This window comes from Staphylococcus sp. LCT-H4 (assembly GCF_001866145.1).
GTDB classification, from domain to species: domain Bacteria; phylum Bacillota; class Bacilli; order Staphylococcales; family Staphylococcaceae; genus Staphylococcus; species Staphylococcus succinus.
In genome coordinates this window covers 462,654-480,901 of sequence record NZ_MODY01000001.1, presented here as the reverse complement: position 1 = coordinate 480,901, position 18,248 = coordinate 462,654, and the positions used below count along the sequence as shown (strand labels likewise).

The 18,248-nt window shown below is 33.7% G+C and carries 14 protein-coding genes; 11 read left to right on the top strand and 3 right to left on the bottom strand.

What is annotated here, in order from left to right; genetic code table 11:
- Positions 1-73: 73 nt before the first annotated feature.
- The gene (locus BK821_RS02285) at positions 74-700 is read left to right on the top strand and encodes a nitroreductase family protein (protein ID WP_046837527.1); all 627 of its coding nucleotides are present in this window, start codon (positions 74-76) and stop codon (positions 698-700) included.
- 127 nt (positions 701-827) lie between these two features.
- Here the strand turns inward: BK821_RS02285 and BK821_RS02280 are convergent, their stop codons facing one another.
- Positions 828-1,769 carry a nucleoside hydrolase gene (locus BK821_RS02280; RefSeq protein WP_046837528.1) on the bottom strand — a complete coding sequence of 314 codons (942 nt, stop codon included), beginning with the start codon at positions 1,767-1,769 and terminating at the stop codon, positions 828-830.
- A 216-nt stretch (positions 1,770-1,985) separates the two neighbouring features.
- Here BK821_RS02280 and BK821_RS02275 point away from each other — a divergent pair, with 216 nt between their 5' ends.
- From BK821_RS02275 to argB, 6 genes are all read left to right on the top strand, one after another.
- Complete coding sequence (locus tag BK821_RS02275; protein WP_071331091.1) at positions 1,986-3,383, top strand: MFS transporter; 1,398 nt, start codon at positions 1,986-1,988, stop codon at positions 3,381-3,383.
- Positions 3,384-3,966: 583 nt separating this feature from the next.
- Positions 3,967-5,598, top strand: a complete 1,632-nt coding sequence (locus BK821_RS02270) for an APC family permease (protein ID WP_071331090.1) — start codon at positions 3,967-3,969, stop codon at positions 5,596-5,598.
- 343 nt (positions 5,599-5,941) lie between these two features.
- On the top strand, positions 5,942-7,135 hold the full coding sequence (gene rocD / locus BK821_RS02265; RefSeq protein ID WP_071331089.1) for an ornithine--oxo-acid transaminase: 1,194 nt from the start codon (positions 5,942-5,944) through the stop codon (positions 7,133-7,135).
- A 40-nt stretch (positions 7,136-7,175) separates the two neighbouring features.
- Positions 7,176-8,207 (top strand): N-acetyl-gamma-glutamyl-phosphate reductase, encoded by a 1,032-nt coding sequence (gene argC / locus BK821_RS02260; protein WP_071331088.1) that lies wholly within the window; start codon positions 7,176-7,178, stop codon positions 8,205-8,207.
- Between the two features lie 18 nt (positions 8,208-8,225).
- Entirely contained in the window at positions 8,226-9,464 is a 1,239-nt protein-coding gene (argJ, locus tag BK821_RS02255) for a bifunctional glutamate N-acetyltransferase/amino-acid acetyltransferase ArgJ (protein WP_071331087.1), read from the top strand.
- A gap of 12 nt (positions 9,465-9,476) precedes the next feature.
- Positions 9,477-10,238, top strand: coding sequence for an acetylglutamate kinase (argB, locus tag BK821_RS02250; RefSeq protein ID WP_046837534.1), 762 nt, complete (start codon positions 9,477-9,479; stop codon positions 10,236-10,238).
- Between the two features lie 128 nt (positions 10,239-10,366).
- On the opposite strand, the gene BK821_RS02245 is transcribed toward argB, so the two are convergent.
- Positions 10,367-11,605 (bottom strand): ArgE/DapE family deacylase, encoded by a 1,239-nt coding sequence (locus tag BK821_RS02245; RefSeq protein WP_046837535.1) that lies wholly within the window; start codon positions 11,603-11,605, stop codon positions 10,367-10,369.
- Positions 11,606-11,937: 332 nt separating this feature from the next.
- On the opposite strand from BK821_RS02245, the gene ssuE reads away from it, so the two are divergent.
- A complete protein-coding gene (ssuE, locus tag BK821_RS02240; RefSeq protein ID WP_046837536.1) occupies positions 11,938-12,477 on the top strand; it encodes an NADPH-dependent FMN reductase in 540 nt (179 codons plus the stop codon).
- Positions 12,478-12,509: 32 nt separating this feature from the next.
- Here the strand turns inward: ssuE and BK821_RS02235 are convergent, their stop codons facing one another.
- Positions 12,510-13,169 carry a hypothetical protein gene (locus BK821_RS02235; protein WP_046837537.1) on the bottom strand — a complete coding sequence of 220 codons (660 nt, stop codon included), beginning with the start codon at positions 13,167-13,169 and terminating at the stop codon, positions 12,510-12,512.
- Between the two features lie 365 nt (positions 13,170-13,534).
- Between BK821_RS02235 and BK821_RS02230 the strand changes: the two genes are divergently transcribed.
- The 3 genes from BK821_RS02230 to BK821_RS02220 all read left to right on the top strand — a co-directional run bounded on the left by BK821_RS02230 (position 13,535) and on the right by BK821_RS02220 (position 18,218).
- Positions 13,535-14,788, top strand: coding sequence for an MFS transporter (locus tag BK821_RS02230; protein ID WP_046837538.1), 1,254 nt, complete (start codon positions 13,535-13,537; stop codon positions 14,786-14,788).
- 621 nt (positions 14,789-15,409) lie between these two features.
- Positions 15,410-16,441 carry an ornithine carbamoyltransferase gene (gene argF / locus BK821_RS02225; protein WP_082104721.1) on the top strand — a complete coding sequence of 344 codons (1,032 nt, stop codon included), beginning with the start codon at positions 15,410-15,412 and terminating at the stop codon, positions 16,439-16,441.
- 238 nt (positions 16,442-16,679) lie between these two features.
- Entirely contained in the window at positions 16,680-18,218 is a 1,539-nt protein-coding gene (locus BK821_RS02220) for a PTS transporter subunit EIIC (protein ID WP_046837540.1), read from the top strand.
- The last annotated feature ends 30 nt before the right edge of the window (positions 18,219-18,248 follow it).

The following is an 18,248-nucleotide window of genomic DNA, read 5'->3' as shown; positions in this document are numbered from 1 at the left end:
ACAGATGATTTGTAAATTATAATAAATTGAGTATAATTTGATTTTGTATAAAATGATTAAGGAGACTTGAATAATGATTAATAATAATTTTGAAGATGTAGTAATGAATAGAAAATCAGTTAAAGTTTTTGATGAACAGGTAAAAATACCACAAGAAGAAATGGATGAAATGATCCGTAAAGCAACAAAAGCACCATCATCAGTGAATATGCAACCGTGGAGATTCTTAGTAGTAGAAAGTGATGAAGGTAAAGATAAATTACGTCCGTTAATTCGTTTTAATACACGTCAAAATGACAGTTCATCAGCTATGGTAGTTATCTTTGGAGATATGCACAACTATGAGCACGGAGAAGAAATATATAATAGCGCTGTTGAGCAAGGCATGATGCCAGCAGATGTAAAAGATGAATTACTAGGTAAAGTATTACCATACTATAAAAGTTTATCTAAACCAGAAATGAACGATATTATTAAAATAGATAGCAGTTTAGCAGCAATGCAATTTATGCTTGTTGCTAGAGCATACGGTTATGATACAAATCCAATTGGTGGTTTTGAACGCGATCAAATCGCAGAAACATTTGGTTATGATTCAGAACGTTACGAACCAGTAATGATTATCGCAATCGGTAAAGAGAAAAACCCTGGTCACGATTCATATAGATTACCTACTGAAAAGGTAACAAAATACGTATAAAATATATAATAAGATTAAATGAAAAGTGCCGTATAATATACGGTGCTTTTTTTGTGGGTATATAGTAAAAAGGTTGGCGCTTAGTGGTAAGTGCCAACCTTTATTGTATAAGATGATTTTTGCAAATTTACAATGTAATTTTTTTAGCTAAGCTAGTTATATAATTAAAGAAATCATCGCGATTCACATTATCTACGACTGAAACAGGTCTACCATTTATTTGATCAATATAAGTTTGACCTTGACTTGGGCCATCTGTATGTACTGATACATTGACCATGTGTTGTTGAACGAGTTCTGGTTTACCAATATAAGCCGTTGTTAAGACATCCCACATAAAATAAGTGGAGTTGGTCTGGAAATGTGTCAACGGCGGTACGGCTGCATAACTGACGCCTAAAAAATCAACGCCGGGATAGTGACGTTCATTGGCCCACGCTTGTCTTACCTCCCATGTCATAGGTACTTGGTTTGTACTTTCTAAAGCCACCATATCAATTTTTATGTTTGTATCAAAAATCACTTGAACGGCTTCTGGGTCCCAAAATGCATTCCATTCTGCTGAACCATCGTGCTCTGGTTCCTCTACATTCCCTCTTTCTAGAAAAGTGCCCCCCATCCATACAAGTCGTTTGATATTTGAAACAATTTTAGGCGCAACTGTTATCGCTTTTGCTAAGTCTGTAAGAGGGCCGGTAAAAAGTAATGTGACAGGTTCTTGAGCATTATGTAATTTTTCAATAATATCCTCATAAGCTTGGTGTTTAAGTAACTTAGATTGCTTAGAAGTAGGTTCATTTAATATAGGTAGTGCATCCATAAAAAAGGCGTGCATTCTCCAATCTTTAGGAAATGGGTTTTTACCTCGTTCCTTAGAAGTAGCAACGTGAACAGGTGTTTGTGTAAAACGGTTGATAATTTTTTGAGAAGCGCTTACTGCTGGTTCAACATAACTGTCTGCCCCAATAGCGCTTACGCCAATTAGATTTACATTTTCCATATGTAATAACAGAAATAATGACACGAGATCATCTACACCGCCGTCATGATTAAAGTAAATTTGTTCCATAATTAAAAACCTCCATATTAGATTTCATATCTATTATATCAAATAGATAAGTCTGAATATTACAAGTTGTCTAACTCTCTATAACACGCCGTTAAAAACAATTTCCCCCAATATAACGTAAGTATATTAGTGGTTTATATATTTTTGAAATTGTTTATAAAAAATTACAGAGGCTATGTTATATGAATAAGAAAAAATTAAGGGGTGTTTTTGTTTGTGAAATTTAAAAAAGAGAAAGTGAATCGAGTTGATCCAGATCAATCGAAAAAGAGCATAGTCGCTACAGGGATTGGTAATGCCATTGAATGGTTTGATTTCGGGCTATATGCGCAATTAGCTGTAATTTTAAGTGCGAATTTCTTTGGTAATTTGCCTAAAGAAATGCAAATTGTCTCAACTTTTGCGGTGTTTGCATTTGCATTTATTGTTAGGCCTGTTGGTGGAATATTTTTCAGTCACTTAGGGGATAGATATGGACGGAAAATTGTATTATCAACGACGATTTTATTAATGGCTGCTTCAACTTTAATGTTGGGATTATTGCCGACACAAGATCAAATTGGTATATGGGCGCCTATTCTATTACTTGTTGTCCGTATGATTCAGTCTTTTTCAACTGGTGGAGAGTATGCTGGAGCAATGACATATATTGCTGAAACTGCGCCCGATAAGACACGTGGGAAGTTAGGTAGTGGTCTTGAAATAGGAACCCTTGTAGGTAATATTATGGCTGCGATTATGGCAGGGTTAATGTATGCGTTATTAAGCGATCAACAAATGATGGATTGGGGTTGGAGAATTCCATTTATCATTGCTGCACCATTAGGTATTGTAGGTATATTGCTACGTACAAATCTGGATGAGAGCCCTGCATATGAATCGACATTAGAAGAAAAAGAAGAGTTAGAATATTCATATTTGGATATATTTAAATATTATTGGAAAGACGTGGTTGTCTGCTTCACGGGTGTCGCTTTCTTGAATGTCGCTAATTATATGGTCCTATCTTTCATGCCATCCTTCTTAAATAAGACAATAAACTTAGGTGGAACGATGGGTTCAATATTAAGTACTGTCACAATGATTGCAATGATACCAGCTGTGTTCTTTTTTGGTTGGTATAGCGATAAAGTCGGCAATAAACGTACAATTATTTTTGGTTTAGCAGGATTCAGTTTATTTTCAGTATTAGCATTTTGGTTAATGAGTATACCAATCTTGCCACTTGTTATAGTAGGATTATTTATTATTGCGTTGTTTATGTCTACTTTTGAAGGGGTTATGCCATCGTTATTACCGAGCATGTTCCATACCAAAGTCAGATTACGTACATTATCACTGGTATATAATATTGGTGCTGCGATATTTGGTGGTTTAACACCATTTATTCTTTCTACTTTAGTAGAAACTACAGGGCAAGAAATTGCACCTTCTTATTACCTCATGTTTATTAATGTTATAGGGCTAATCATTTTCCTTACAATGTTTAAATCTACTTCAAACAAATCGTTAAGAGGGTCCTACCCAAATGTAGAAACAGAAGAAGAGTATGAAGACGTCATAAAAAATCCTGAAGATGCACTGTGGTGGGAAAAAGAAATAGAGAAAAATTAATATTAAGAAACGTAGTATAGAGAAATAAATTTATACTACGTTTCTTAATTTTTTCAAAGTTAATCGATAAAAAGCGTGAAATCCTATTGAACAAATGTGCAAACATTTAAATTTTAATATTTGAGTAACATTAAAACGAGATGATTTTTAAGCATTTTATAATAAAAAAACGTTGGAAAATAACATATATTGTAAAAGTACAATTAAATAGTAAAGATGTACAAATTCGTTTTTTTTAATGGTGATATAGCGCTTCAAGTACTGGTATAAAAGCGTTTGTGCGTATTTTAATCAAAAAGACCACTTTAGAGTTAATATACCTTTTATGAATAATTGAGTAACATTGATAAAAAATGCTTCATCTACTTTGTATAAGGGGGCGAAAGGTAATGGATTGCACAAAACCTATATGCAGTATCCGTCTCTAATAGTTATAAATATACGATATTATACAATGTTCCGGCTGATAAATGTTGATTTGACTTGAATTCTAATACGAGTATAATAGCAACATATACAAGAGCGTGTATAAGTTTTACATATAACTTGATATGAATATAAAAGATGAACAGTAGGAGTTTTTATGGGGAAACAGGAAGAAAGTAAAAAAATTAATTTAGCACAGCTTGTATTATTGGGCTTAGGTTCGCTTATTGGCTCTGGTTGGTTATTCGGAGCTTGGGAAGCGTCTTCTATTGCTGGACCAGCTGCAATTATTTCATGGATTATAGGTTTTGTAGTTATTGGTTCCATTGCATATAACTACGTTGAAATAGGTACAATGTTTCCACAATCAGGTGGTATGAGTAATTATGCTCAATATACACACGGTTCTTTATTAGGTTTTATAGCGGCTTGGGCAAACTGGGTATCGCTGGTAACAATTATTCCAATTGAAGCAGTTTCTGCAGTACAATACATGAGCTCATGGCCTTGGGATTGGGCGAAATTTACTTCGGGATTAATGAAGGATGGTTCAATTAGTAATGCAGGGTTATTGGCTGTATTCGTCATCATTATCATATTTTCATTATTAAATTATTGGTCAGTGAAATTATTGACTTCATTTACAAGTTTAATTTCATTCTTTAAATTAGGTGTGCCCTTATTAACAATTATTATGTTAATGATTTCAGGTTTTGATACAGGTAATTACGGACACTCAGCAGGCGAATTTATGCCTTATGGTTCTGCGCCGATATTTGCTGCGACAACAGCTTCAGGCATTATCTTTTCATTTAATGCTTTCCAAACAATTATTAATATGGGATCAGAAATTCAAAAGCCTGAAAAAAATATTGCACGTGGTATAGCGATTTCACTTACTTTGAGTGCGGTACTCTATATTGTGTTGCAAAGTACTTTTATTACTTCTATGCCAAGCGACATGATTCATGGTGAAGGGTGGAGCGGTATTAACTTCAATTCACCATTCGCAGATATGGCAATATTATTAGGTTTAAATTGGTTGGCAATTTTACTTTATATAGAAGCAGTTGTATCGCCGTTTGGTACGGGCGTATCATTTGTAGCAGTGACAGGTCGTGTATTGCGTGCAATGGAAAAAAATGGTCATATTCCTAAATTCTTAGGTAAAATGAATGATAAATATAATATTCCACGAGTAGCTATCATATTTAATGCAATTATAAGTATGTTAATGGTGTCACTGTTCCGTGATTGGGCTACATTGGCAAGTGTAATTTCTACAGCGACTTTAGTAGCGTATCTTACAGGACCAACGACGGTTATATCATTACGTAAAATGGCACCGAAAATGCATAGACCATTCCGTGCAAATATGCTGAGATTTATGGCGCCGTTCTCATTTGTTTTAGCTTCATTAGCAATTTATTGGGCGATGTGGCCGACAACTGCAGAAGTCATATTAATTATTATTTTAGGTTTGCCAATATATTTCTTCTATGAATATAAAACGAATTGGAAAAACACTAAGAAACAAATTGGTGGTAGTTTATGGATTATTTTCTACCTTATTCTTTTGGCCTTTTTATCATTCATTGGTAGTAAAGAATTTAATGGTATGAACTGGATCCATTACCCATACGATTTCATAGTGATTGCTATCGTAGCATTAATATTTTATAAACTTGGTACTACAAGTTACTTTGAAAGCATCTATTTTAAACGTGCGAAGAAAATTAATAAAGATATGAACGACAAATTAGAAGCACAAGAAAGACGTGAAGTATAAATAATTATAAAAGCAAACTGGACTTACTTGAGTTGGATTCAGTTTGCTTTTTTTATTAAAAAGTAGATATCTCGTTTTTACATTTAATAAGATTGTAAATTATTATCAAAAAATGATATACAATATATGCAAAATAAATGCATTTTTTAAAAGTGAGGTTATCCCAAGCCTATAAAGGCATGAACATCGTTTTGTTAAAACAAAAAATCAGTAGGTTTGCAATTTTTAATATAAAAACAAAGTATTTATTTTATTGTTAACCTTTGACTAATTGTAAAAAAAAGTGTATTATTTTGAATATTAATTCAAATTTAAGAATAAATATAAAGAAACGAGGGTTTTGATGAACGACTTATTTTCACTAACAGATCAGTACAGTTCGAATAATTACAGCCCACTCAAATTGGCTTTGACAAAAGGACGTGGCGCTAAAGTTTGGGACGTTGAAGATAATAGCTACATTGATTGTATTTCAGGTTTTTCGGTTGTCAATCAAGGGCATTGTCATCCTAAAATTATAAAAGCGTTTCAAGAGCAAAGTGAAAAAATCACCATGGTATCACGAGCATTGTATAGTGATAATCTAGGTAAATGGGAAGAGAAAATTTGCACACTAGCTAATAAAGAAAAAGTGCTACCCATGAATACTGGGACGGAAGCCATAGAAACTGCAATTAAAATTGCACGTAAATGGGGTTCGGATGTTAAAGGTATTGCGGATGATAAAAGTGAAATTATCGCAATGAACGGTAATTTCCATGGGCGTACTTTAGGTGCTTTATCTTTATCTTCGCAAAAGAGTTATAAAAAAGGATTTGGGCCGCTTTTAGATAATGTTCACTATATTGACTTTGGTGATGTCGCTCACTTAAAATCATTGATTAACAATAATACCGCCGCGGTAGTTCTTGAACCTATACAAGGTGAGGGTGGCGTTAACATCCCCCCAGATTACTTTATTGAAGAAGTACGTCATCTATGCGACGAACATAATATTTTATTTATCGCTGATGAAATTCAAGTAGGACTTGGTAGAACTGGCAAAATGTTTGCTATGGAATGGGAAGGCGTAGAACCGGATATATACTTATTAGGAAAATCGCTGGGCGGTGGTCTTTATCCGATGTCAGCTGTTATAGCGAATCATGATGTGATGGATGTATTAACACCTGGTACACATGGCTCTACATTTGGAGGCAATCCACTTGCGTGTGCAATATCTATTGCAGCATTAGATGTACTCATTGATGAAAATCTGATTGAACGTTCTGCAGATTTGGGACAAAAGTTGCTTAATCAATTACAACTCATAGATAGCAACATCATTACAGATGTGAGAGGTAGGGGATTATTTATCGGTATCGAACTTAGCGAATCAGCGCAACCATATTGTTTAGAAATGATTGAAAAAGGTGTGCTTTGTAAAGAAACACAAGGAAATATTATAAGACTTGCACCGCCACTTGTTATTAGTGAAGAAGAAATAAATAAAGTCATAAATGTCATTACTGAAGTACTTGAAAAAGGTAATAAATAACAATAAAAAATGTCCGAATATTCAGAAAGGAATGAACGTTATGATAGAAGTTGGGATCGTCGGAGGAAGTGGTTATGGTGCTGTCGAATTGATTCGTTTATTAGAGCATCATCCTCAAGTTAGGATTAAACATATATTTTCACATTCAAAGGTAGATGAACCCATCAATAAGACCTTTCCTCACTTAAATCATTTAACACATCATTACGAAGATTTAAATACTGAAGATGTTACTTGCGATGTGATATTTTTTGCAACACCATCTAACGTTAGTAAACATATCGCCCCTAAGTTAATTGAAAAAAATATAAAAGTCATCGACTTGTCAGGAGACTTTAGATTAACAAACAGAGATGTGTATAAACAGTTTTATGGAGAAACAGCAGCTACACAACAACATCTAGACCAAGCATTTTATAGTATTGCTGAATGGGGCACAACAAATCAAAAGGATTTACAACTTATTGCAAATCCAGGGTGTTTTCCTACTGCAACATTGCTTGCCCTACACCCACTCGTTGATAATAAAGTGATACAGAACGACTCAATTATTATTGATGCAAAAACTGGGGTTTCAGGTGCAGGAAGGTCACTTGCTCAGCATGTGCATTATGCAGAAATGAATGAAAATTTTAGTGCTTATGCAATAGGTAAGCATAAACATAAACCTGAAATAGAACAATATATTTCACGACTTGCAAATGAAGAGATAAAGGTAGTGTTTACCCCACATCTTGTACCAATGACACGTGGTATATTATCAACAATATATGTGAAACTTAATAAACAAATGACGGCTGAACACTTACATGATGTATATCAACAATACTATGATAATAAAACGTTTGTGCGCATCAGAGATTTAGGTGAATATCCAAAAACTAAAGAAGTCTATGGCAGTAATAACTGTGATATTGGAATCTATGTTGATGAAGAAAGTCAAACAGCGATTATTGTGTCAGTCATAGATAATTTAGTTAAAGGTGCAAGTGGTCAAGCAATACAAAATTTAAACTTAATGTATGGATTGAATGAAGCGACAGGTTTACAACAGTTGCCAGTTTATCCATAAAAACAAAGGAGCGATGGGATGAAAGACATTGAAACGATAGATACATTAGATCAATTAAATATAGATTTACAAGGTGATGTAAGTTCTCCGTTGGGATTCATCGCAGGCGGCTTACATGCAGGTTTAAGAAGAACAAGAAAAGACTTTGGTTGGATTTATTCTACGACTGAGGCAAATGCAGCAGGGGTCTATACATTGAATCGCTTTAAAGCAGCGCCTTTAATAGTGACAGAAGCTTGTATTAAAAATAATCAAGTGTTACAAGCTATTGTAGTTAACTCAGCAAATGCCAATGCTTGTACAGGCGAAAAAGGCTTGCAAGACGCAAAAGATACACAAGCATGGGTAGCGAAGCAATTGAACATAACGCAACAACATGTAGGTATTGCATCGACAGGCGTGATTGGATCATTCTTGCCGATGGATAAAATTCAGCATGGTACAGAACATGTAATGGAAGAACAATATAATCACGGAGAGTATTTCAATCAAGCTATTCTTACTACTGATACAGCTACGAAACATTTATCAGTACAAGTTGAAATTGAAGGTAAGACAGTGACTATTGGTGGTACAGCTAAAGGATCAGGAATGATACACCCAAATATGGCAACAATGCTTGGCTTTATTACGACAGATGCTAATATTGAAAGCGACACACTTGATGATTGTTTGAGAGAATCCGTGGATGAGTCATTTAATATGATTACAGTAGATGGCGATACAAGTACGAATGATATGGTTTTATGCATGGCTAATGGACAAGCTAATCATACTACATTGGATGCATCACATCCTGAGTGGCATAAATTTGAACACGCATTTAACTTTGTAAGTCAGTACCTTGCTAAATCTATAGCAAAAGATGGAGAAGGTGCTACTAAATTGGTTACAGCAAAAGTTAAAGGCGCGATTACTACAGAAGAAGCAAGAAAAATTGCTAAGAGCATCGTATCTTCAAGTTTGGTCAAGACAGCAATCCATGGAGAAGATGCAAATTTTGGGAGAATCGTTGCAGCAATGGGTTATGCCTCAGACTCGATAGTACCAAGCGAGACCTTTGTTACATTAGCTAAAATATCAGTTGTTGATGAAGGTATGTCTGTTGCATTTGATGAAGCCGATTTAAAAGCAAAATTGCAAGAAGATAATATCGTTATAGAAGCAACAGTCGGTCAAGGTAATGGTGAAGCAGCAGCGTATGGCTGTGATTTATCATATGATTATGTAAGTATCAATGCTTCATATAGAACATAAGGGGTGTAAGACATGAGTTATATTGTAATTAAAATAGGTGGTAGCACATTGACACATTTGCATGATTCTACCATTGAAGATATCGCAGCATTAAAACAACAAGGTTATCACCCTATTATTGTACACGGCGGAGGTCCTTTTATTAATGAAGCATTGGCACAACGAAATGTGGATCCAATGTTTCAAGATGGCTTAAGAGTAACTACAAGTGAGGTACTCGATGTAACTAGTCAGACTTTAATAGGTAAAGTGAATCCTGAACTTGTGAGTAAACTAAACCGAACAACATTACAAAGTATCGGTATCAATGGTTTAGATGCGAAAATTTTTGATATCCAACCTTTGGATAAAAAATATGGTTACGTGGGAGAACCTGTAGATATAGATACAAACGTCATCTCTGTATTGGGTGAAAGTTTTGTACCTGTCATTGCTTCGATAGGCATTAAACAAGATAGTGGTCAGTTGTATAATATCAATGCTGACACATTGGCTTATAAAATAGCGCAAGCCTTGAATGCACCCATTTATCTACTTAGTGATATCCCGGGCGTGTTGATTGATAATAAAGTACAATCAATACTAAATGCAGAGCGCATTAACCAATACATTGATCAAGAATTGATTTATGGTGGAATGATTCCTAAAGTACAAGATGCCATTCAAGCCATTGAGCTAGGATGCCAAAAAGTAGTAATCGCTGCGGGCAATGAACCACATATTATTCAGAAACTCCAAAGCGGTCAAAATGTTGGTACAACGATTCAACAATAGTATAAATATAGCGACTATATGATAACATCAAACAGGGTCTCACTTAGATTAAGTGAGACCCTGTTCGATGTTATCAATTACATGGATATTTAAGATTGCTTTAGTTTGGTATCTAGCTAAAAATATAACTATACTGAATGATTTTCAGAATAAGTTGTTAATAATTCGATGTAAAAATCAATGAATTTTAAATACATGTCTTTTTCTACACGTTCATTCACTTGGTGTGGCTCACTACCAGGGCCAAATACTAGGAATGGGAAAGATTCATCTTTACCGCGAAGTAAGTTAGAAGCATCTGTTACGCCTCCGATTGGAGCAGCAAGTAAATCTTTGTTAAATGTGCGGTCACCAATGACTTTGGCTGTGTCAATTAAGCTGTTCTTACCAGTTGTAAGTACAGGTTCTAAATCTAAGTATAAGTCACTTTCTAAGTCTGCACCTTGGTTATTGTGTTTTTCAATCATTTCGTCAAATAAAGCTTTCACTTTATCATTATCGTATTCAGGAATTGTACGAATATTGAAGTCTGCATCTGCTTCTTCAGGAACAGAATTCACCTGTACGCCACCTTTAATTAAAGTGTTACTGATAACTAAACCTTTTAGTACGTCTTCAATTTCATTTTGATCCATTGAAGATGGTAAAGCACTGCTGAATTTTTGTAATAAGTTCGTGAAATCTAAAGATTCACCTTTAACTTCTTTAGAAATTTTGGCATAAGATTCGTCAATATCTTGGATAAACTCAATAAGTGGTTTGATCGCATTAACGCCAAGAATAGGCATTGAACTATGTGCAGATCTACCAGTTGACTTGATGCGATAATCCATAGAACCTTTGTGTGCATAGACAAGCATATCTTGGCATGGTTCAGCAATTACAAGTGCGTCTACATCATCCATATAACCTTTTTCATATAGACTTTGAGAACCTAATTGCTCCATTTCTTCACCAGTTGTAGCTAAAAACTTAATGCGTCCTTTTTTAAGGGCATTAGAATTTTTAATCTCGATTAAAGCAATTGCAAATGCTGCAAGACCTGATTTCATATCAGCTGCACCTCGACCATATAGGTAGCCGTTATCTTCAGTAAGTTTAAATGGATCATAAGTCCATTGATCACGATTACCTTCTGATACAACATCCATATGTCCAGAAATACCTATAACTGGGCTACCTTCACCGATTTCTGCAATTAAGTTAGCGCGACGGTCATCTACTTTATCTATTGTTGACTCGATACCGTGTTGTGCAAATAATTTTTGGAAGTATTCGCAAACTTCAATTTCATTATCATTTACTGTATTCATTTCTACAATATCTGATAAGATTTGCACTTTTTCCTCATTTGAAAATGTGCTCATAATATACCACTCCTTTAACAAACTATATAAAGTATACATCTCAATAAATATTTTGATAAGTAAAATGCTTGCGAATAAAAAGATTATAAAAATTTTATTATTATAATGTATAATAGTTGTTAAAAAAGAATAATTACACAAAATATATTTTGGAATGGTAACGATACGAAAATTTAACTTCAAATCAATTTATGAAATAGCCATAGATAGGTAATCGTGTGCTTTTCATTTTATGACTAAGGAATAAATGATGAGTCATAAATCATTAATTAACGGAAAAGAGGAAATACTAAAGTTAAGTAAGCTTTATAAATAGAGAGGAGTGTATAGTCATGGCAAAAGTAGCAATTATTGCAGGGGGAAATAAAATTCAATCTCGTTTAACCGGTGTGGTAGAATATGCTAAAAATTATTTGGATTATGTAGATATCGAAACAAATGTGATACATGTGCACCAATTGAATGCGCAAGCTTTAATTACAGCTGATTTTAGTGATTCAACAATTAATAAAGCGCATGAAATTATTGCAGAATCAGATGGTATCATTATTGTTTCACCTGTATTTAAAGCAGCGTATTCAGGTATTGTAAAAACGTATTTAGATTTGTTACCACGTGATGCATTTAGAGGGAAGACAGTGTTACCTTTAGCGTTAGGTGGAACATTTGCACATGTATTAGCAATTCAATATAGTTTAGATCCAGTTATTAAAGAATTAGGTGCAGATACGATTCATAAAGGTAGATTTATATTAGATCAACATATCTTTACCAACAAGGATGGCACATACGAATATGATGATGAAGCGAGAAATGGATTAGATAAGACATTAAAGAAATTTGTCAGTGATAAATCACAAGTACAAGGTTAAGCAATTATACAAAGGAACGTTTATGTATATATTCAGGATGAAGTTAAGTGCCATTGGTCGTTTATATCATAAGTTAAGTTAAAGGCTGGCGTTTTAATTTTAATAGGATAAGCGATAGAAACCTTTTCTGAAAATAACCATTTTCTATTTTCTGGAGTGAGCAAAATATAACTTTCATCTTGTGTATCACCAATGAAATTTAATTCATTAGGAGAAAATGGACGATGCTCATATGTGTCTAGCTGATATTGTGATAAAGCACAGTACACTTCATAGCTATCATTACAGACGAAACCTATCTCACTTATTCTACTGAATTCAGGGTCATCTGTGATGTTGGATACCCTAGCAATCAATTCTACAACATTACCAGAAGGATCATTGAAATACATTGAGTGTGCAACGAATGATTCAAAGTAAGCCGTATGTCTACCTTCCTCCATAAGTAAAAATAATATATTTTGATAGTGTTGCTTCATATCATAAAAATGATTATAAGGAATATCGATAGCAAAATGATAATATGGTTGAGATAAATCTGTTGATTTCATAAATTTTAATTCTGTTTCCCCAATATGAACAATAAATGTATCTTGATTAATGACTTGAACAGGGCATTCCAATGTTTCATCATAAAATTGTAATGTTTCATCAAAGTTTGAAGTTAATAATGTAATACTTTCAAATTTCATATATTCATCCCATCCCATCCCAAGGTTTAGCACATAACTATAATTAAGTAATTTAACTGTACTTTATCAAATTAATAAGAAAAATGATAATATTAAGAATTTATAAAGTGAAAATATACTTAATAAATTTCAAATTTCTAAAAATATGTTGTTTAAGTAGCGTTGTCATATATAAAACTTTTAGATAGAAAGATGAAATGAAAACGTGCTGGAAAATTATATAACGAAAAAAAGTGAAACAAAACGAAAATAAATTTGCATTATTAGAAAAAATGAAATAATATTATATCAATAAATGAAAGCGTTTTCTAAAATGTATTAAGCATATAGAGAGTTCTAATTTATTTCATAGGGGTGTGTTAAGTATGAATGGAAAATTGGCTAAGATGGGGATGCCACCAACTTTATTATGGGGGTATATTGGCGTACTTATATTTATGATGGGCGATGGTTTAGAGCTTGCTTGGATCAGCCCATACTTACATGATCACGGTTTATCAGTGCAACAAACAGCAATTTTAACTACTTGTTATGGTGTGACAATTGCAATAGGTTCATGGCTTTCGGGTGTACTTGTTGAAATTATTGGACCGCGAAAAGTGATGTTAATAGGGACAGGATTATATATTATTGGTCACATAATATTTGTTGGGTTTGCAATTCCTTCAATGAATTATGGCTTGATGATTCCTTCATATGCAATACGAGGTTTTGGTTATCCATTATTTGCATATTCATTTTTAGTATGGGTTGCATATCGCTCTCCACAAAAAAGGTTGGGGGCGGCTGTTGGTTGGTTCTGGTTTGTATTCACCGGAGGATTGAGTGTGTTAGGTTCTTTCTATTCATCAATGGCTATACAATTGTTCGGTCATTTCTTTACACTGTGGACTGCGATTGTATGGGTTCTTATAGGAACATTCTTGGCAGTATTTGTAAATAGAGATCAATTTGAAATTGAAGATAAAGGACATGGTTTCAAAGAACATTTAAAAGAAATGAGTGCAGGTATTACAATTTTAAGAAGAGAACCACGCGTAGCAGTGGCATGTATTGTACGAATCATCAATCAGGCTGCCCAATATGCTTTTCCATTATTTTTACCGATATATTTGGCATCAAAGGGTATTGCTACTACCACATGGTTAAATATATGGGGAACAATTTTTATAGCAAATATCATATTTAATTTAATATTTGGAGCATTGAGTGATAAAATTGGTTGGAAAAATACGATATCATATATTGGTGGAATTGGATGTGCAGTGTTTACATTAGGTTTGTATTTTGTCCCAGAACTTTTTACAGGTAATGTATTTGTAGTAGGAACGGTCGGATTTTTATGGGGAATGTGTTTAGCAGGATTTGTGCCGATTTCTGCACTTGTACCATCACTTGTTAAAGATGGCGACAAAGGGCCAGCGATGGCTATATTAAATTTAGGGGCTGGTTTATGTGTGTTCGCTGGGCCAGGTCTCGTTGCATTATTTTATGATAGTATTGGCGTTCAAGGCATGATGTATTTAATTTTTGGACTGTATGTAGCGAGTGCAATTATGACTCGATTTTTAAAAACACCTGAAGAACGTGCAAGGGTCAAAAAGCAAGAAGCGATATAGCTATAAAGTAACCAAACGTGAGCAGCGCGTTTGGTTTTTCTTTTTCTTAAAATTTTTACGAAATAGGTGAACCGTTTCATAGTAAATACATATAGTGAACGTGCTTAGATAATCATAGCGATAACTGCACATAATAAAGACTGTCAATAAAGCAATAAACTTTATCGACAGCCAAAGAGAGATCCATGACTTACTTTGAGTTTAAATAAAAATTAACAAAATAGTTATGATGCATTATTTTTCTTGGAAGCCACCTGAAATAAATTGAGCAACAATCTGTTTGATTAAAGCCAAGATTTCACTGAACATATCATTACACCTCCATAAGGAAATATTTATATGTATATTGTACTTTATATTTATTGTGTACATACAAATAGTGCGCAATTCGGAAGAAATAATTCATAATTGTACCTCCTTAAGCATCTTCGATACAAAAATGCATTGAAAAATGTGGTAAACGTTTGTTTGGATTATATGAACAAAAGCATGAGTGTATTATTAAGCTAATATTTATAAGATTATTTAATTTTATACATAAAAAAGTATATTTATACTTGATTTTTATGTTATTTACCTTTAATATGTATATTAATCTTATAAATACATTGGAGTGATGGAATTGGGGCGTACACAACAGCATTAAACAAGTTACAGAGTTTTAAAGGTAAGCATTTTTTGAAAACATGTGATTTTTCAACAGACGAATTAAATACATTAATTGACTTTACTGGTGAATTAAAAGAGAAGAAAAAGCGTGGTATTCCACATCCATATTTAAAAGGGAAAAACTTAGCACTGCTATTTGAAAAGCCATCTACAAGAACACGCTCAGCATTTAGTGTAGCTGCATATGACTTAGGTGCTTATCCAGAATATTTTGGTCAAGGTGATATCCATTTAGGTGTAAAAGAATCGACTGCAGATACTGCCAAAGTGTTAGGCAGTATGTATGATGGAATTGAATTTAGAGGTTTTCATCAAAAAGATGTAGAATCTTTGGCAGAAAATGCAAATGTCCCAGTATGGAATGGCTTAACCAATGAATGGCATCCAACGCAAATGATTGCGGATTTCTATACATTGAAAGAAAATTGGGGAACATTAAAAGGAAAAACGTTAACTTATGTCGGAGATGCTAGAAATAATGTAGCACATGACTTATTAGTTACTGGTGCTATACTGGGTGTTAATGTGCATATAGCTGCGCCTAAGTCTTTACAGCCTGATGAAGCTATTCAAGCATTAGCAAAGCAGTATGCCGAACAGTCCGAAAGTGAGATATTAATCACTGATGATGTTCAACAAGCGACGTATCAAACAGATGCCATTTATACAGATGTGTGGTTTTCAATGGGTGAAGACCAATCTGTGTTGGAACCACGTATTAATCAATTATTGCCCTATCAAGTTAATGAATCTATGTTATTGAATACAATGAATTCTGATGTGATTGTATTGCATTGTCTGCCAGCTTTTCATGATGTGAATACAGAAGTAGGACAACAAATATATGAAACATATGGTTTATCAGAAATGGAAATTACAGATGATGTGTTCAAAGGAAATCACTCAGTAGTATTTGATCAAGCTGAAAATAGATTACATTCTATAAAAGCAATCATGTCTGTAACATTAGGCGATATATTTTAAAAAATGAACAGGTTTTGCGATTTTAAGCAAGTTCTATAATATTATTTTAATTAAACCAACAAAGTATTTTTACTTTGTTGGTTTTTTGTATTTTTGAAAAAGTATTCAATAATTATGAATAAAAATTAATAAGGGAAGGCTAATTAACTATAAAATGAAAATGTTTTTCATAAATAGAAATATTGTTGATTATTATTTTCTCTAACTGTATATTTAGGGGGATTAGGAGGTTAACGTTATGAGTAAATTGTTTGATAAAGCGCAACAATTTGGTAAATCTTTTATGTTACCTATAGCAATTTTACCGGCAGCAGGTCTATTATTAGGCATCGGAGGAGCATTAAGTAATCCCAATACAATTAAAGCATATCCGATGTTAGATATAGCATTATTGCAAAATATATTTATTTTAATGTCATCTGCTGGTAATATTGTCTTCCAAAATTTACCGATTATATTTGCTGTTGGTGTGGCAATAGGATTAGCGAAACAAGATAAAGGGACAGCGGGATTGGCAGCGATGCTAGGTTTTCTAATCATGAATGCTTCAATGAACGGCTTATTGACTATTACCGACACGATAGCTAAAAATAATTTAGCAGAAGAAGGACAAAGCATGGTTTTAGGTATACAAACTGTTGAAACAGGTGTGTTTGGTGGGATTATTACAGGAGTAATGACCGCAAGCTTGCACAATAAATTTCATAAGATCACGCTACCTACTTATTTAGGGTTTTTTGGGGGTTCTCGATTCGTACCTATTATTACAGCTTTAGCTTCAATATTATTAGGTGTATGTATGTTTTTTATATGGCCGACAATACAAGGATGGATATTTGGTGTAGGTGGTTTAGTTGAGAAAACAGGAATCATTGGTACTTTTTTCTTTGGTTTTATTTTAAGATTATTAGGACCTTTTGGATTACACCATATTTTCTATTTGCCATTTTGGCAGACTGCACTCGGCGGCTCAATAGAGGTGAAAGGACATATTGTTCAAGGGACACAGAATATCTTTTTTGCACAATTGGGAGATCCAGATGTTACAAAATACTACGAAGGTGTTTCTAGATATATGTCAGGTAGATTTATTACTATGATGTTTGGCCTGTGTGGTGCGGCATTAGCAATTTATCATACTGCTAAACCAGAACATAAAAAAGTCGTTGGTGGGCTAATGCTATCCGCAGCATTAACATCATTTTTAACCGGTATTACAGAACCGTTGGAGTTTAGCTTTTTATTTGTAGCACCAATTCTGTATATTATTCATGCGTTTCTAGATGGTTTAGCTTTTATGATGGCTGATATTTTTAACATTACAATTGGCCAAACATTTAGTGGTGGTTTTATTGATTTCTTACTATTTGGCTTACTTCAAGGGAATGCGAAAACGAACTTTATTTGGATCCTTCCTATAGGTGTGGTTTGGTTCATAGTGTACTATGGCATTTTTAGATATTTAATAACGAAATTCAACTTTAAAACACCAGGACGTGAATCTGAAGAAGTGCTACAAACCGTAGACAAAAATGAACGAGCAGAAACAATTATTAAAGGGCTCGGTGGTATAGATAATATAGAGCTTGTTGACTGTTGTGCAACAAGATTAAGGGTTTCTTTAAAATCAAATGAAGCAGTTGATAAGAAGTTGTTAGAATCGACAGAGGCGCGTGGTGTGATTCAAAAGGGAAATGGTGTTCAGATTATCTATGGTCCCCATGTAACAACTATCAAAAATGAAGTCGAAGCTTTCATAGAGTATCAACGTTCATAAGATATTTATATAACAACACTAATATAAGAA

What these genes read in the sequence shown, in the direction of transcription:
- BK821_RS02245 (WP_046837535.1), bottom strand. Translation starts at nt 11,605, where the DNA reads ATGAGCACATTTTCAAATGAGGAAAAAGTGCAAATCTTATCAGATATT.
- BK821_RS02280 (WP_046837528.1), bottom strand. Translation starts at nt 1,769, where the DNA reads ATGGAACAAATTTACTTTAATCATGACGGCGGTGTAGATGATCTCGTG.
- ssuE (WP_046837536.1), top strand. Translation starts at nt 11,938, where the DNA reads ATGGCAAAAGTAGCAATTATTGCAGGGGGAAATAAAATTCAATCTCGT.
- argJ (WP_071331087.1), top strand. Translation starts at nt 8,226, where the DNA reads ATGAAAGACATTGAAACGATAGATACATTAGATCAATTAAATATAGAT.
- BK821_RS02270 (WP_071331090.1), top strand. Translation starts at nt 3,967, where the DNA reads ATGGGGAAACAGGAAGAAAGTAAAAAAATTAATTTAGCACAGCTTGTA.
- argB (WP_046837534.1), top strand. Translation starts at nt 9,477, where the DNA reads ATGAGTTATATTGTAATTAAAATAGGTGGTAGCACATTGACACATTTG.
- argC (WP_071331088.1), top strand. Translation starts at nt 7,176, where the DNA reads ATGATAGAAGTTGGGATCGTCGGAGGAAGTGGTTATGGTGCTGTCGAA.
- BK821_RS02285 (WP_046837527.1), top strand. Translation starts at nt 74, where the DNA reads ATGATTAATAATAATTTTGAAGATGTAGTAATGAATAGAAAATCAGTT.
- BK821_RS02230 (WP_046837538.1), top strand. Translation starts at nt 13,535, where the DNA reads ATGAATGGAAAATTGGCTAAGATGGGGATGCCACCAACTTTATTATGG.
- BK821_RS02220 (WP_046837540.1), top strand. Translation starts at nt 16,680, where the DNA reads ATGAGTAAATTGTTTGATAAAGCGCAACAATTTGGTAAATCTTTTATG.
- rocD (WP_071331089.1), top strand. Translation starts at nt 5,942, where the DNA reads ATGAACGACTTATTTTCACTAACAGATCAGTACAGTTCGAATAATTAC.
- BK821_RS02235 (WP_046837537.1), bottom strand. Translation starts at nt 13,169, where the DNA reads ATGAAATTTGAAAGTATTACATTATTAACTTCAAACTTTGATGAAACA.